The sequence below is a fragment of the Photobacterium sp. genome (assembly GCF_033720175.1).
In the GTDB taxonomy this organism is placed as follows: domain Bacteria; phylum Pseudomonadota; class Gammaproteobacteria; order Enterobacterales; family Vibrionaceae; genus Photobacterium.
Genome location: NZ_JAWWDA010000014.1, coordinates 1 through 16,629, shown reverse-complemented (window position 1 = coordinate 16,629; position 16,629 = coordinate 1). Strand labels below are relative to the sequence as shown.

Genomic DNA, 16,629 nt, shown 5'->3' with positions numbered 1-16,629 from the left:
ATTTAACACCCTGGAAACCAATTTTTTCTATAGCCTTCAATCATTCTATCTAGGCTAAATTTTTCGATAATTCTGTCTGAGCAACCTTGACTTCGTTTAAGCCAAGTAGAATCATGTTGCATTTCATTCAGTGCTAAATCTATCGCACTTGCTAGTTTAGCTGAGTTTTTTGCTGGGACTACCCACCCTAAATCTCCAACAATTAATGCTGCGTCCCCAACATCAGTAACAACACAAGGGGTACCCGAAGCCATAGCCTCGGCAACAACATTTGGAAAAGCTTCTCCACATGACGCTAGAACATGTAAATCTAATGAATTCATTACGGCAGGTATATCATTTCGACGCCCCAATAGAATAACGTTGTCACATAAACCCAATTTCTTAATAATGGATACTAGCTCGAGATTATACACATCACAATCGGTACCGATTAAAGCACAACAGATATCTGGGTGATTACCTCTAACCTCTTGAATTGCAATAAGTAAATTCTCATGATCTTTTTGTGGATCCCACCTAGCAACAAATCCAACTAGCTCAGTATTTTCAGCTAAATTTAGCTCTTCTCTAATATTCTTCCCTGCAATTAAATCGGGGCGAAATCGATTTGTATCATAACCATTTGGCACAACTGAAAAGACACCTTTATACCCAAAGGATCTATGAACATGAACAGACTCTTCCGCACAACTAATTATTTTTTTCGGTATCCAAGGTGAAAGCCAAGAACACAATTTTGCAAAAATAAATGTCGAGCGGCTATTGACTTCTGGAGATAAATTAGAATGTCTAATCCCCCAGAAAATATTTTCACACCCACTTAAACGTGCCATTATTCCGCCAAAGAAATCTGCATGATACATCCAGGTCTGGACCACATCTGGTTTTTCTTTTTTCAATACAATATAAATCCGCCGAAGAGCATTGAGTTTAACCTTACCTCGAGGCATATTTAAGGTAATGACTTTAATACCCGATGCTGTCAGGTGTTCTCCATACTTGCCATTACCCATCAAAGAAATAACTATATGCTCAAATTCATTACAGCTAGAAGTGACCAGGCGAAATAATGCGCCTTCTGCGCCACCATCACTTAATCCAGTGATAATATGAATAACTTTCATTTTTTCCATTGATAATTCACACATTCTATTAGCGGGAGGTTAGATAATATATTTAGAAATCAATTCACATTGATTTTTCCGTTTTTCTGCTTGAAATATACGATATTAATAAGAAGATAAGGATAGGGGCAAACATCCATTTTTGGCGTACAGAAATACCTAAATTTGCAGTTGTACTCGCCAGAATAAACCACGACATAACTACATATGACCACATAAAAATTCGGTTACCAATTAAACTATGACGACTTTTTACTCGACTAGAACGAACTTTTGAAAAAAAATAATAAACAATTATAGCTAACAAAACTAAATTATCGAGCGATGCTGCCAGAGCCGTGATACTGCGCGCTTCAAAAGGAAGAGGTCTTAATAAATAGGTAAAAAGCTGCATTGGCAATGACATTGACGCGATATCAATACTAGCCCCACCAGATTGATTATAACCCTGCCGTTTGTCAATATATGTATGAATATCACTAGCACTACTTACTTGCTCCAAACCTGCATATTTGAGTGCAAATGGCACCATAATAACAGCAGCTCCTATAGCAAGTATACCGACTAGCATTCGTTGTGTTATTGAAACTTTCCGATGAACAAATATGGCAACCCCTATCGCTATAACGAGCATACCAGCCATATGCGGCCGCACAAACAACATTATAAAAATGGATACAATCATAAGCAACGTTCTCCTCTCTAGTGCCAAAGCAGCCCATAGAGCAAGCCCAATAGCTAAGAATGATAACGAATCCTTTCCTATCGCCGATGACCAGAAACTAACAGAAGGTAATAGAACCACAAGTAAAGCAACTCGACGCAAAAATAGCGAACTCGAGATAACAACTTGGTTTAAGCTAGCGTAAAAGGCCAGCAAACCAATACTTCCAAAGATATTAAAAACTAAAAAAACACCAAGATATGAAAAATCCATAAGTCGAAAAACATAAACTAAATATTCAACAGCTCGAGTACCTAAAGAAAATGAAGAAGGCCCAAACTCACCATTAATATAATATAATGTAGAATCAGCCACATTATTTATCGAGTAAAACATATACCCAATACAGAATAACGAATGCCAACAATATAAAAACAAAGAACGGTACTTTTTAACTTTAAAATATTTCGAAACCATTAATGTAAAAAACACACCGAGCAAAAAAACTAAAAATGCGCTAATTATGTGCCAAACATTACTAATTACTTCCATTAAATTGCATCCTCTCTAATAGTAAAGCTCCCTATTAAACAATCAAATAAAGACAGAGACCGTCCTATCATTTATATTTATTTAATTATGCTTGCCTCCGTTTTTTTTCGAAAACTTTTTTCTCTACATATTGATATAGAGCTTCAGAAAAACACTCATCTAAATTACTTTTCTCATTCACATATAACCACTCATCTCTGTACTCATAATGGCCAGGTGAGTTATTAAGTGTGTATGGACCAAAATTTAAAATTTGGTACTCTATTAGGTACGCTTCATTTTCTGAAATTGCAATATCTAATGAGGCATAGGGTTCATTTAAAGTTTCAAAGATCTGCTTTGCAAAAGCTAACACTATAGAGGGAACTTCATCAAATTTAAATTTGCCACTGCCACTTGCTCGAAAATCATTTTTTCTAACATCGCGACGCAAGACAAAAAATTTACTTCCAAAAGCCAGAACTTTATAATCACATGTTAAGCCTTTTATAAAGTCCTGCGTAACTGCTAAAGAAAAACCTTTATAACGGTAATTATATATATCAAACTCGTTAGTCGTTAATTTTAACGCTCTCTGCTTTTTTATTAGCTTTCTTTTAAAACCCACTTCAAACTGTTTTGATTTAATTACTTTTTCATCTTTATTTGACTTTACAAGAGTCACTCCTGAGCTGCCTGCTCCCGTTACCTTCTTGAATACATAAGGTTTTTCTCGTTTAAGCTCATCAAAATCAAACGCATAGTCACCTGCTAAGTTACCAAATGACATATCTTCTCGCATTAACTGTTGAAATCCTTTATTTTCATGAGCTAACAGAGCAGTGTAACTTGGAATCAAAGTGCATTTTTTATCAATGAAAAACATTAAGTCCTTGAGATAGGCCCTCATATTCAACTCATCAGAAGAACAATAAATAACAATATCCTTTTGGCTTAGCTGAACGTTAAGTAAATCCCTGTAAGTTATTACTTCGACCTTGCGGCCTAATATTGATAATTGCTCAACAATCTTTTCAACATCAATACTGAGCCAACTTTGTCCTGCACTTCCAAAAAAACCATTACTCCAAGTTGTTATATAAATAGTGCTCAACATTTTTTTACCCTTAGTACAAAAGCCCATGAAACACCTCCTAATAAAAGCCGCGCAATGACTATTGCTATTACAGCGCCAATAGCACCAAAGTTGTAAATTAATAATAAACTTATAATAAATGATAATACAGAACAAAATATTGTAATGTTTCGAGCAATTATCTCATGCCCCGCAATCATCAAATACCCTGAATTATAAGACAAAAACATAAAAACACCAAAAACACTGACAGCTCCAATAAATAGTAGCTCTGTCGCTAAAGTATTTCTCTGATTAAAGTAGATGTTTATTATTTCATCACAAAAAAACATTAAAAACATTGAAAGAAAAGCACCAATAGCTAACATGGCTTGACTATATAACCGATGATAAGCTATATCTTTTGATAATAAAGATATAAATGCGCTAAATACTACCCTTCCAATTGAAATCATTGCTTCTAATAACCCCATAACAGCGCTATAAACACCAACAACCTTATCTGCTGAAAATAATCCCAGAATAAATACTGCTGAATTATTGTATAGAGAGGGAGCTAACTGAGAAAGAAATGCATCCGTAGATCCCTTCATACAAATGAAAATTGACCTATATGAGGGCATGAAAATTTTAACCTTGTAAATATTAACTATAATAAAAATGCTTGTAATAAATGCCCCTCCCATAGCCAACGCATTCAAAATCACTACCCATAGATAATCATCAGGGGACTTTACAAAAGATATAACCCCAAAGATATAAATTAATTTAAAAATTCCATTTAAAATAGCAACTGTCTTTATTTTTTCTATCGCCTGAAAGAACCAAACAGGGAGCAATGCTTGAAAGGCAATATATAAAAATGATGAGAAAAACAAAATACCTTCATATTTAAACAAACCAAAATTAAATATGGCAATAAAAAAAACAAGACAACCTATTGTGAGAAACAAGCTCGTAAATAGAGTTTTATTAAACTGTTCATCTACCTCATCTTTATTTATAAGTACACGACTAATATCTCTAACGGCTGTTATCTCAAAGCCAAATCGGATTACGATTCCTGCATATCCAGCAACAGCAATAGAGAAGGCTATCATTCCCATTTTATCTAGCTCTATTACTCTGATTAAATAAGGGGTAATAATAAGGGGCACAAACAAGTCTACGCCCCTAGCTAAAAATAGGTATATGATATTTTTTAATGACTGTCCTAGTGAACTTCCTTTCAATGTCAATTTAATTTTCACTCAAAAATTTTTTATACCAAGGTATGGATTTTGAAATTCCATCCAATATACGACATTCTGAAATATAACCTAAATTATTAGATGCTTTTGAAATATCGGCTTGAGAATGTCTTACATCTCCAGCTCTAAAGTTTTGATAAATAGGTGCTGAAGTTACTTCAACATTATTTTTCTGTAAACCAATCCGAATTGCTTCATATAAATCATTCAACGTTGTTCTATCACCAACAGCGACGTTATAAATCTCATTCTTAGCTTCATCTGGTGCTGATGCTGCTAGAATATTCATTTGAACTGTATTATCGATAAAACAAAAGTCGCGGCTTGTTTCGCCATCACCATTAATGAAAACATCTTCTTGCTTTATCATAGCTATGGTCCATTTAGGGATTACTGCGGCATAAGCTCCATTTGGATCTTGGCGAGGTCCAAAAACATTAAAATAACGTAAACCAATTGTTTTAAATCCATAAGTACGCGCGAATACTCCAGCATATAACTCATTCACATACTTTGTCACAGCATACGGTGACAATGGATTACCTATATTTTCTTCAACTTTTGGCAATGCTGGATGATCACCATAAGTAGAACTCGAAGCCGCATAAGTAAAGCTTTTTACTTGCTCATCTTTTGCAGCCGTTAGCATGTTAAGAAAGCCAGTAATATTACTCGAATTAGTCGTGATAGGATCGTTTATTGAGCGAGGAACAGAGCCTAAAGCCGCCTGATGAAGAACATAATCCACTCCCTTTACAGCGTCTCGGCAAGTTTGTTCATCTCGAATATCTCCTTCGATAAAACTAAAGCGATCCCACTGTTCCACTTCAACAAGTGATTTTACTTCATCCAGGTTATGTTGATGGCCTGTAGCAAAATTATCCAAACCTACAACTGTTTGGTTCAGTTTTAATAGCTTTTCTAAAAGGTTTGAGCCAATGAAACCTGCAACGCCTGTGACTAGCCATACTTTAGGTGCATCTAAAAGATCTTGTTGTATTTGTTCGTATTTAGTCATATCTAAGTCTTTATTTACCATAACAGCAGTTCATTACTAAATATGCTGTTAACATAGATTCCCGCTTTCGCGGGAATGACGTATTGGTTACTTTCTATTAACCAGTATTTATAATCCAATCATTACAAACGAAGATCAGAAAAGTCAGTTGCTAATATGTACTTCAAGTCATAAATAATCGATTCAGGCTTAGTCAGCGCTTTAATATCATCTTGTGACATTGCTTTAAACTCATCATGAGCAACGGCCATTATCACGCCATCATATTGTTCAGATGGTTTCTCTGTTAACACACAAATGCCGTATTCTTCTTGTGCTTCTTTCGCGCTTACCCAAGGGTCATACACATCAACTTTGACGTTGTATTCTTGCAGCTCGGCAATGATGTCGACTACTTTGGTATTACGTAAATCAGGGCAATTTTCTTTAAAGGTTAAGCCCATAAGAAGTACGCTTGCCCCTTCTACATGAATGCGCTTTTTCAGCATCGATTTTATAAGCTGTGATGCAACATAACGACTCATGCCATCGTTGATACGACGACCTGCAAGAATCACCTCTGGGTGATAACCGATTGACTGCGCTTTGTGAGTTAGGTAATACGGATCAACGCCGATGCAGTGACCACCGACCAGACCTGGACGAAATGGTAAAAAGTTCCACTTGGTTCCAGCTGCTTTCAATACTTCTTCAGTATCGATGTCTAGTTTATTGAAAATCACAGCCAGTTCATTAATCAATGCAATGTTTAAATCACGTTGGGTGTTTTCAATCACTTTAGCCGCTTCTGCAACTTTAATTGAAGAGGCTTTATGTGTGCCAGCCACAATAATTGAACCATAAATGCTATCAACAAAATCAGCGATTTCAGGTGTTGATCCTGCAGTTACTTTCTTTATTGTTGTCACACGGTGCTCTTTATCACCTGGATTAATACGCTCAGGGCTATAACCTGCAAAGAAATCTTTATTGAAGGTAAGGCCTGATACCCGCTCAAGTACCGGTATACAGTCTTCTTCCGTAGCACCTGGGTATACCGTTGATTCATAAATTACGATATCGCCTTGGCTAATCACTTTACCCAGGCTTTCTGATGCCTTTACCAGTGGCGTTAAATCCGGACGCTTGTGCTCATCGATTGGCGTTGGTACTGTCACAATGTAAACATTACACTGTTTCAGATCTTCTAAGCTTGCAGAGTACGTCAGTTGCGTTGCTTCCACTAATTCTTCAGTGGAACACTCTAATGTTGAATCTTTGGCATCACGTAGTTCTGCAACACGGCCTTCATTTATATCAAAGCCGATAGTGTCAAATTTTTTGCCAAACTCAACAGCCAATGGCAGACCAACATAACCTAAACCAACAATACCAATTTTTAAATTATCGAGAGAATAATCCATGGTTTTACCTTATATTTGAATAATTCAAGGTTGAAATAATTCAACATTACAGCTAAATGTATTAAAACACTGAGACAAAAACTATTTTAGTTGAGATACTAAAATTATTTTTACGAAAAAAGTAAAGGCGCTAATGACAGCGCCTTTTCCTTTTTAACTAATAGCGATATACCCTATTTATTCGACTCGTAACTATAGTTGTAATATCCATAGTTACCGCCGTAATAACTGCTCGCTTTGCGCACCACAGCATTAAGAATAAAGCCTTTCACTTCAATGCCATTCTGTTCGAAGCGCTGCTTGGTCACTTCAATTTCTTTCACTGCATTCTGACCGAAACGACCTACCAGCAAGGTGGTACCAGCATGGGCACCGACAATGGCCGGATCGGTCACTGCAAGAATTGGTGGGGTATCGATAATGACAAGTTCATAGTTTTCAGATGCCCATTCCATCAGCGCCTTAAAGCGTGGGTGCATTAACAGCTCAGAGGGGTTAGGTGGCACGGTACCACGTCCGATATAATGTAAGTTCTCGACACCTGGCTCTTTAATTAGTGCTTCAATATTTTCCTGACCACTCAAGTAAGCTGACAAACCTGGGGTATGGGTGACCGCCATCTGGCGTTCCATCTGACCTTTACGCATATCCGCATCGATTATCAGCACTCGCTGACCTGCTTTCGCGACTACTGCTGCCATGTTGGCCGAGATAAACGACTTACCAATACCCGGACTTGGCCCGGAAATCATCACGATGTTGTTTTTGGCTTCCATCATCGCAAAGTGGAGGCTGGTACGCAGGCTACGCAAAGCTTCAATCGATAAATCTGCCGGGTTAGAGACCGCCAGCAGTGTCTCTTGAACAGAAAGCTGTTTCTTACTTTTTTGCTTTTTCTCCAGCTCAATCTGCCAGTCAGACATAGGTACACTGGCATAAACCGGCAAGCCAATGGCTTCAATTTCATCCGGGCTTTCAACACCACGGTGGAAAGCCGCCCTGAGCAGCGCTATCGCCACCGCCAGCATCCCCCCCAGCAACGTCGCCAACACTACAATTAGCGATTTCTTTGGTTTAACCGCACGCGTATATGACTGAGCTGCATCCAGAATACGGACATTCCCTACCGTACTGGCCTTAACAATGTTCAGTTCTTGTACTTTATTCAGTAGTTGCACATAGATCTGCTGGTTGACTTCTACATCACGCGTCATACGCAGTACTTCACGTTGAGTTTTCGGCAACTTCTGTACCTGACGGTTTAAGCGCTCACGTTCACTCAATAAGGTCTTGCGCTTATCAAGCAGAGAAAGATATGCCGGGTGTTCTTTGGTAAAACGCTGAGATATTTCACTTTCTTTAAAGGTTAGCTCATTTAATTGAGCTTCCAGCGTCACCATCACATCAAGGGTAGACTTTGCTTCTAGGCCTAAATCGATAGAATCATTGTCTTGGCGAAACTGGTTCAGTCTATTTTCAGCCGCTGTTAGCTCGGTTTTAATGTCCGGCAAATGAGTGCGTAAAAATATCAGACTGTTTTCTGCTTCCGCTGAGTTACGCTCAACATTCTGCAGGAAGTAATACTGGCTGATATCGTTAAGGATCTTCTCGATATCGGCACGGTTTTCACCGGTTAGCGACAACTGCAAAATACCGGTTTGCTTGCCACGTTCACTCACTGCCAAATTTTGCTGCAGCTCCTGAATCGCATCTAAGCGAGAGCGCTTTGAAATAGTAAAGCTTGCGCCATTATCGGCTTTGAGCGAAGAGACAAACAGGCGGTAGTCACCTTGCAAAGCTAACTGTCCCACTTTGCCGCTCAGCACTTCACGTTCATCTTTATCAGTCAGAACATAGTTGCCGGTCTCACTATCAGTCACCGTAAGGGTAAACACCGACAGGCTAATATAGTCCGGCACTTCAAAACGACCAATATCGATATCGACCTGTTCCCCTTGAAGACGCGCAAGTCCTTTGCCAACAACTGGTAGGTAATTTTGGCTCACTACCGTCGTCAGATTTAACTTATCCACGGTTTTGCCGATCACCATGCGAGACTTGATGATCTCAACTTCAGTGGTCGCTGATGACTCGCTGGCAAACAGCTCGCCCATATCACCCAGAGCTGGCATGCCGCTGCTTTTTTGCTCAACCTGAATTAAGGCGTCAGCTTTATAAATGGGTGTGGCTAGCAAAGCGTACGCAACACCGACTACAGCAAAAATGAAAGTAATTAAAATGATGTTCCAGCGATTATCGATCAGGATGCCAAACAGCTTACCTAGGTCGATTTCGTCGGAGGCTTCGGTTTGTTTAACCGGATTGTTTTGCGTGGCGCTCATGGTTGATTCCAGTAACGAGGTAATGAGTAACGAGTAACGAGTAACGAGTAACGAGTATCGAGTATCGAGTATCGAGTATCGAGTATCGAGGGTAAATCAATCTCTCGTCACTCGTTACTTAAAACTCGCCTCTATTGTTCTTTACAACTTCTTTGCCCATGCATCAGCCGCTTGTTCAATCAATCCGTATGCATGATCGAACGCTTCTTTGCTCTGGCGGTATGGATCGGGGATGTCTTGCTGACCGATCCATTGGCCGAATAGCATAGTTTTTCCACGGGCTTCAGGGGCGATATTAGTGACCGCTTCAATGTGGCCTTTTTCCATGACTAAAATCAGATCATAGTCGCGGCACAAGTCACTGTTTAGCTGTTGAGCTACATGACCTTCGAGGCTAACGCCATGTTCTGATGCTACCATAGACGCCATCTTATCAGCAGGTTTGCCGACTAAGGCACCAACACCGGCAGAAGCAATTTCTTTGTTAGGTAGAGCTTTTTTTAACAAATATTCGCCTGACGGAGAGCGGCATATATTGCCGACGCAGACGACGAGAATCTTATTGAACATGGTTCACCAGGGTCTAGGGGAGAGTATCGAGTTTCGAGTATATCAGTTACGAGTTTCTAGGGTCTAAGTCCTAGGTCCTCGCGACTCGAATCTAACAAATACTCTCCGCAATCTTCTTTAATTTGTGATGAGCGGTACTTTATCAGCCCACCAATCATGCGACTAACTTCTATTGATTCATTAATCAATTGGTCAGCTCGTTGCTCAGGGATGTAGTTAAGATCTCTTGCCAGCGTTAACTGTGTTAATAGCTCACCACAAGATCCCTTTGCGAAGTATAGAAAGCGAATATTATCTTTAGCCGTTTGACGTTCTGCACCTTCCGCGATATTAGACGGAACAGAAACCGATGAACGCGAGATCTGATCTTTTAAGCCATAGTCTTTGCAAAATTTGATTTCTTTGCAAACACTCAAAGCCAACTGATAGCTTCTCTGCCAAACATCTAACTTTCTGAAATGCATGTTCATCCTTGAAAGATAACAGATACGAGTATCGAGTTTCTAGGTTCTAGAAACTCGTACCTAGAATACTCTCTACTGAAGTAGAAACTTCGTTTCTATGGCCAATTCCTTACCCGTAACACACCTTCAGTCAATTCATTAAAGCCAGTGATTGTTGGTAGTAGCTGACTAATCACACGATTCCAGCGCGTGATAGGTGCGGCGGTAACGTAAACAATATCGTATGGCTGAAGTTCAAATTCGGTGCCAATGACTAAGGCCGCGGCATCTTTAATGTTGAGCTGGTAGATGTCAGCAATGGTATCTGATTGGCTGTCACTTTGGTTACCTGACAACGTTTGATTTCCTGATAAAGCTTGATTTCGGCTACCGCGGATAACGAATATGCCGGTTGCATCGGCGTCCAGTTCATTGATACCGCCAACGTTGCTCAATGCTTCCGTCAGGCTCATACCAGCACGGTCGATTTTAAGCAATTTTGGCTCGTTCACTTCACCCATAACAAACACCTTTTGAGCATCGTTACGTGGTACGTGAACAATATCACCCTGACGGAGTAGCCTGTTTTGGGTTAAATCACCACGTTGCATCAAGGCATATAACGAAATGTTTTGCTCTTCACCGTTACGGGTCAGTGTCACATTACGCCAGTCAGCATCAACGGCCAGCCCTTCTGCACGGTTAATGGCATCTAATAATGTGAGCGGTACATTGGTAATAGCCTGCTGGCCTGGCTTATTCACCTCACCGGTGATGTAAGTTTTTTGCGCTCTGAATGAGGCAACATTAACATCCACTTGCGGACTTTCAATGAAAGCTGCCAAGCGCTTAGTCATTTCAGTTCGAATTTCAGTAACCGTCTGACCTTCTACTTTGACCAAACCGATGTAGGGATAGAAGATAGTACCGTCGGCGTGAACCCAGTTACCAGATTCACTGGAGCTACGATAAGAGCCAGCAGGAATCGTCAGTTCCGGGTGATCCCATATGGTGACGTTTAAGATATCGCCCGGCCCGACACGGTATTGATAACGCGCAATTTCGGCATCCAGACCTGCATTGGTTTTCGAATAGGTTCGTGGTGCTTTAAACCGCGATACCGCATCAGCCGTTAACGAATAGACATTTACACGCTCTGATATATCAGTGCCTTGTTCTTCGTTAGTGGTAATAACGTTTTTATTATCAAGGCTTAAATGCGAACCAGGTAGCGTGCAACCTACCAGCATGACGGATGCCATAGCGGTAATAAGAAACTTCTTAGTAAAATCCATGTTTTTATTAATGTTTTAAATTGGGATGAGAAGGAAAGCCAGTGAATAGTGGCGAGTGGCGAGTAGCGAGTAGCGAAAAACCAGAACAGAGAAACCTAGGCTCTCAACACTCGGGCCTCGATTCTCGAGCCTCATTCAGACATGCTACCGCCCTTGGGTTTCAGCCCCCAATGCGCTTTCAATGTCAACTGTAATTGTAAATTGTCGTTGTTTCATACAAAGAGATTAAAGTCCTACTCTCTGTCAGAAAAATAGCTTTTGGATAGTACAAAAATTTGACGAACAAATAAACCCATTCGCATGATTTTATAATATGATTGCATATAAGTGAATCATCGCAGCCTTATTCAAAAAATCATAAACATAATAAGCACATACTGACCATTTATTTAACGTACAAAAGGGAGCTAACATTCAGAAGTGACGTGTTTCCCTCTCATTTTCAACTCTTTCTCCCAAATTTATAAGAATCCATGCCATATGCAGGAGACTCATTGCTATTAAATTGATATCAAAATATTATAAATGTGAGGGTTTACCTTCTTTTTACATTTTTATACAAGAATAAGGGAATAGGATGAAGAAAACGGCAATTGCTCTAGTGGCAGCTCTTACTATGGCTAGCTCTGCGTTCGCGGCAACTGAAACTGGTACGGCTGCAGCAACGACAGGTTCTACAACGTCAGCAACTACTGCTGGCACAACTACTGCAGCAACATCAACTGGCGCTGCTGCTGGTACAGCAGGTGCAACCGCTGCGGCTGCGGGTGGTATTACAGCAACTGCAGTCGCAGTTGGTGCAGCAGCCGCTGTTGCCGCTGTTGCTGTCGCTGATTCAACAAGCAACGATACTGCAACGACAGTGACTTCCCAGGGTTAATGGATTAGTTATTGACCGTCACGAGGTTCGGGGCTCTTGAGCCTCCAACCTCGTTTTTATTACTTTGTACCTCGATTTTAATATCTTTAACCTCGGAACTCAGATGCGCCTGAAGAAGAAAACAATCACGCTGCTCTCAAGCCTTTTGCTGGCAATGGGATTAACAGGATGCAGCCAGAAATTTAATGATGTCAACGACACAGTCAAGCTGGCACTTTTGGGGGAAAAGGATATTCAGCTCAGCGCCTATGACGTGGAGCAGCTGCCTTATGCCAGTATTTATGCTCAAATTGATAATGGCCCTCTGGCATTTATGGTGTTAGCTTTTGCTGAGTCAAAACATATTATTGATATACCCTCTGCAGATTATCGCTCTGACGTCCAACTGAAATGGTTGTCGGCTGACCGCGGTATGTTGGTTACGGAACATGGTCGCGTGGTTAAAACCCATAATTTACCGCAGGGTAATATTGTGGCGAGTCATAGCAATCAGCCAGATCCCCTTGCTTTAGGCTTGCATCTCAATTCTACCCCAACATCATGGCAACACACTCTTGACTGGCAACCGGGGTATCACTTTGGTTATCAGCTGAACTCTCAGTTTGAACAACAAGGTGCAGCCGTTATCATGATTAAAGAAAAACCGGTTGAAGTTTTGCATTATATTGAACGTGTTTCTGTCAGCAGCCTTGGCCTGAGTTATGACAATGATTTCTGGGTTCACCCATACACAGGAAAAGTGTTGAAAAGCCGTCAAAAAATGGCCCCTGATCTTCCCTACGTAGATATCACATTACTGAAGCCATACTCATAAATGGAATTATGATGAAAACACTCTCTCTTTTATTTCGCTCCGTAGTTTTTTGCTGCGCGGCACTGAGTCATCTTTTTTCTGTTGCACCCGTTTATGCGCAGACTCAAGTATCCGTGGCCACATCGATTAATGTTGATCAGGTTATCCCGCTTACTTACCCTGCCCCGGTCAGATTAGAACAAGTATTAGCCGATAGCCTGGCGAATATTAAAACTTTATCAGATCAGGTTACGCTTTCCACACCTCAACCTGTATTCTGGTCTGGCGCTGCATTATTCGACCTGCAACACTTCGAATCATTCAATCAGCAGCGACAAACGGTGTTAAATCAACTTGAACAGCTGGCTGAGGAATGGAATGATGATGCTGAACAATTCCATACTGTCACGAACTTAATCAGTGATATTTCTGGCCTCAAGTTGTCTAATCGGATTTTTATCCCTCTCGATCTGGATCTAATCAGAATCAACACTTCTCATAATCCGCTATTGGATGGTGACTATCAGTTAATTCTGCCAATACGTCCCAAACATGTTTGGGTTTTAGGTACGGTCAAGAGACAACAAAATGTTCCATGGCAACAGCGAGCCGATGCGAATTATTATCTGAATCAAATCACGGTATCTGAAAATACTGATAATAGTGTTGTTTGGGTTATTCAACCCGATGGCGTTACTGAAATACACTCCATTGCGTACTGGAATAAAAAACATAAAGATATTGCACCCGGCGCTACTGTGTTTGTCGGTTTCAATTCACTGCCATCAAAATTTTCTTCCCTTAACCAGGATATTGTAGAATTGCTAAGGAATAGAGCGCTGTAATGAATACTCGTTTATTTACATTATTCTCATTGTGTGGCTCATTTAATCCACGTTGTTCATTATCGGCAATCGCCTTAGCCTTGCTACCTGTTTTTCATGCGCAGGCTGACAGCTTCAGTTACCCTGAATTTACGCCATCACAATCAGATTTTGGTGGTGTGGGGCTAATGCAGATGCCGACAGGCCGAATGGCACCTGAAGGAGAATTTAATGTTTCTGTAACCTTCAATGAAAATTATCATCACTATACGGCAACGCTACAGCTTTTCCCCTGGCTAGAAAGTACGGTTCGCTATACTCAGCTGCAAGATCTGCTTTACTGTGATGATCCCAGCTTCTGTGGTACCAGTACTCTCACCGATAAAGGTATGGACTTTAAGTTTCGTTTATGGGAAGAAAGCTACTGGCTGCCTGAAACCTCTGTCGGAGTCAGGGATTTTGCCGGTACGGGTTTATTCGACGGTGAATTTATCGCAGCCAATAAACACGTTGGACCGCTTGATGTCACGTTAGGTGTTGGCTGGGGCTATATTGGTAACAGCGGTAATATTACCAACCCGTTTTGTAAAGCCTCTGATAGCTTTTGTGAACGCCCAGCGGGTACTTCCGGCCGTGGTGGCATGACTGAGTTTGATAGCTTTTTCAAAGGTTCCGCCTCTGTTTATGGCGGTTTAGAATACCAGTCACCCTGGCAGCCACTACGGTTTAAAGTTGAGTATGATGGCAATGACTATACCGGTGACAGACCGGCGACATCCGGTTCAACCGGCATGCCACAAGACAGTAAGTTCAACTACGGCGTACTTTATCGCTTAGGTGGCTGGGGCGATCTGCGTGCCAGCTATGAACGCGGCAATACCTGGACCTTTGGTTTTAATTTACGCACTAACTTTAATGACCTTAAAGCCAGCTGGCAAGATGAACCCGCCCCAGTTTATGCACCGAAAACCACTAACCGTGAGATCAGCGATGCGGAATGGCTGGTTGTTGCTGATGAATTGCATAAAATTGCCGGCTATGAAAACCCAACGATTTATGCCAGTGATGATACGGTTACGATTATCGCTTCGCAAACTAAATACCGGGATCGTCGTGAAGCGCATTCGCGGGCAGCAACAGTGCTTGCCAACCACAACCCTGATGTCTCTGAATACCGGTTAGTTGAAACGGCCAATCATCAGCCAACAACCGAAACACGTATTGATTCAGAACAATTTACCCGAGTAGCCAATCAAGCCTATATTCATGCCAAGGTTGAAGACAGTAGCCAGGTTATAAACCCGACAGAACCAGAAGGCGAGCGCATTGCAGAGCCTGGTAAAAACTGGGATGTGAGCATAGCGCCGACCCTGCAGCAGTCTATTGGCAGCTCTGAAGATTTCTATTTGTTTAACATCGGAATCAATGCTGGTGCCAGCTACAGGCTTGGTAACCATATTGAAGTCGGCGGGTCGGTCTATCTCAACCTGTATGATAACTACGACAAGTTCTTATACGAAGTACCGCCTGATGGCACAGACTTAAAACGAGTTCGTACTCTGGTTCGTCAGTATATTAATGACAACCCGGTGCGTTTAAATAACCTGCAGTTAACCTGGATGGATAACTTCGGCGATAATGTTTATGCTCAGGCATATGGCGGTTATCTGGAAATGATGTTTGGTGGTGTGGGTAGTGAACTTCTCTACCGCCCGCTTGGCAGCAACTGGGCATTTGGTATTGATGCCAACTATGTGATCCAGCGCGATCCGGATTCACAATTTGATTTCTTTACCGATGAAGTGCAAACCGACCCGCAAGACGGACGCCCATACCGAGTTCAGACAGGTACAATCACTGGCCATGCATCTGCCTATTATCAACCGCAGTGGAGCTGGTTACCAAATACCTTGTTTAAGGTAAGTGCGGGGAAATACCTAGCCGAGGATAAAGGCGTCACTATCGACTTTTCGAAGCAGTTTGACAGTGGGGTGATTGCCGGTGTATTTGCCACTTTCACAGACCTTTCATCTGAAGAGTATGGTGAAGGCAGCTATACCAAAGGCTTCTACATTTCGGTCCCGTTCGACATCATGACGGTGAAACCAAGTAATAACCGGGCAACGATTTCGTGGTTACCTCTTACCCGAGATGGCGGACAGATGGTTAACCGTAAATACCAGCTGTATAGCGTGACGGATGCGCGCAGCCCATGGTATGGGCGAAAGGCAGTGAACTAAAGTTCAAAAGCGAGTGTCGAGGAGCTAGTTTCTAGGATCTCGGCACAATTTCTGGGGTTCTGGGGTTCTGGGGTTCTGGGGTTCTGGGGTTCTGGGGTTCTGGGGTTCTGGGGTTCTGGGGTTCTGGGGTTCTGGGGTTCTGGGGTTCTGGGG

General features: G+C 41.3%; 14 protein-coding genes. 4 read left to right on the top strand and 10 right to left on the bottom strand.

Annotated features, from left to right (window positions below):
- Positions 1–2 precede the first annotated feature (2 nt).
- The 10 genes from R3289_RS15150 to R3289_RS15105 form a co-directional block, all read right to left on the bottom strand.
- Positions 3–1,136: a glycosyltransferase family 4 protein gene (locus R3289_RS15150; protein ID WP_318926531.1), complete on the bottom strand. Its 1,134-nt coding sequence runs from the start codon at positions 1,134–1,136 to the stop codon at positions 3–5.
- A 55-nt stretch (positions 1,137–1,191) separates the two neighbouring features.
- Positions 1,192–2,343, bottom strand: coding sequence for a hypothetical protein (locus R3289_RS15145; protein ID WP_318926530.1), 1,152 nt, complete (start codon positions 2,341–2,343; stop codon positions 1,192–1,194).
- Positions 2,344–2,428: 85 nt separating this feature from the next.
- Positions 2,429–3,439: a hypothetical protein gene (locus R3289_RS15140; protein ID WP_318926529.1), complete on the bottom strand. Its 1,011-nt coding sequence runs from the start codon at positions 3,437–3,439 to the stop codon at positions 2,429–2,431.
- Positions 3,433–4,668: an oligosaccharide flippase family protein gene (locus R3289_RS15135; protein WP_318926528.1), complete on the bottom strand. Its 1,236-nt coding sequence runs from the start codon at positions 4,666–4,668 to the stop codon at positions 3,433–3,435. Before R3289_RS15135 ends, R3289_RS15140 begins: the two co-directional genes overlap by 7 nt.
- Positions 4,658–5,686 (bottom strand): NAD-dependent epimerase/dehydratase family protein, encoded by a 1,029-nt coding sequence (locus tag R3289_RS15130; RefSeq protein WP_318926640.1) that lies wholly within the window; start codon positions 5,684–5,686, stop codon positions 4,658–4,660. Before R3289_RS15130 ends, R3289_RS15135 begins: the two co-directional genes overlap by 11 nt.
- Positions 5,687–5,808: 122 nt before the next feature.
- Positions 5,809–7,089 (bottom strand): Vi polysaccharide biosynthesis UDP-N-acetylglucosamine C-6 dehydrogenase TviB, encoded by a 1,281-nt coding sequence (gene tviB / locus R3289_RS15125; RefSeq protein ID WP_318926527.1) that lies wholly within the window; start codon positions 7,087–7,089, stop codon positions 5,809–5,811.
- 173 nt (positions 7,090–7,262) lie between these two features.
- Positions 7,263–9,431, bottom strand: a complete 2,169-nt coding sequence (locus R3289_RS15120; protein ID WP_318926526.1) for a polysaccharide biosynthesis tyrosine autokinase — start codon at positions 9,429–9,431, stop codon at positions 7,263–7,265.
- Positions 9,432–9,572: 141 nt separating this feature from the next.
- Positions 9,573–10,001: a protein tyrosine phosphatase gene (locus tag R3289_RS15115; RefSeq protein ID WP_318926525.1), complete on the bottom strand. Its 429-nt coding sequence runs from the start codon at positions 9,999–10,001 to the stop codon at positions 9,573–9,575.
- Positions 10,002–10,057: 56 nt separating this feature from the next.
- Positions 10,058–10,465: a four helix bundle protein gene (locus R3289_RS15110; protein ID WP_318926524.1), complete on the bottom strand. Its 408-nt coding sequence runs from the start codon at positions 10,463–10,465 to the stop codon at positions 10,058–10,060.
- A 95-nt stretch (positions 10,466–10,560) separates the two neighbouring features.
- Positions 10,561–11,739 carry a polysaccharide export protein gene (locus tag R3289_RS15105; RefSeq protein ID WP_318926523.1) on the bottom strand — a complete coding sequence of 393 codons (1,179 nt, stop codon included), beginning with the start codon at positions 11,737–11,739 and terminating at the stop codon, positions 10,561–10,563.
- Between the two features lie 577 nt (positions 11,740–12,316).
- Here R3289_RS15105 and R3289_RS15100 point away from each other — a divergent pair.
- The 4 genes from R3289_RS15100 (at position 12,317) to R3289_RS15085 (ending at position 16,476) form a co-directional block, all read left to right on the top strand.
- The gene (locus R3289_RS15100; RefSeq protein WP_318926522.1) at positions 12,317–12,619 is read left to right on the top strand and encodes a hypothetical protein; all 303 of its coding nucleotides are present in this window, start codon (positions 12,317–12,319) and stop codon (positions 12,617–12,619) included.
- Between the two features lie 103 nt (positions 12,620–12,722).
- Complete coding sequence (locus R3289_RS15095) at positions 12,723–13,433, top strand: YjbF family lipoprotein (RefSeq protein ID WP_318926521.1); 711 nt, start codon at positions 12,723–12,725, stop codon at positions 13,431–13,433.
- A gap of 11 nt (positions 13,434–13,444) precedes the next feature.
- On the top strand, positions 13,445–14,257 hold the full coding sequence (locus tag R3289_RS15090; protein ID WP_318926520.1) for a capsule biosynthesis GfcC family protein: 813 nt from the start codon (positions 13,445–13,447) through the stop codon (positions 14,255–14,257).
- Positions 14,257–16,476: a YjbH domain-containing protein gene (locus tag R3289_RS15085; protein ID WP_318926519.1), complete on the top strand. Its 2,220-nt coding sequence runs from the start codon at positions 14,257–14,259 to the stop codon at positions 16,474–16,476. The genes R3289_RS15090 and R3289_RS15085 overlap by 1 nt, the downstream gene beginning before the upstream one ends.
- The last annotated feature ends 153 nt before the right edge of the window (positions 16,477–16,629 follow it).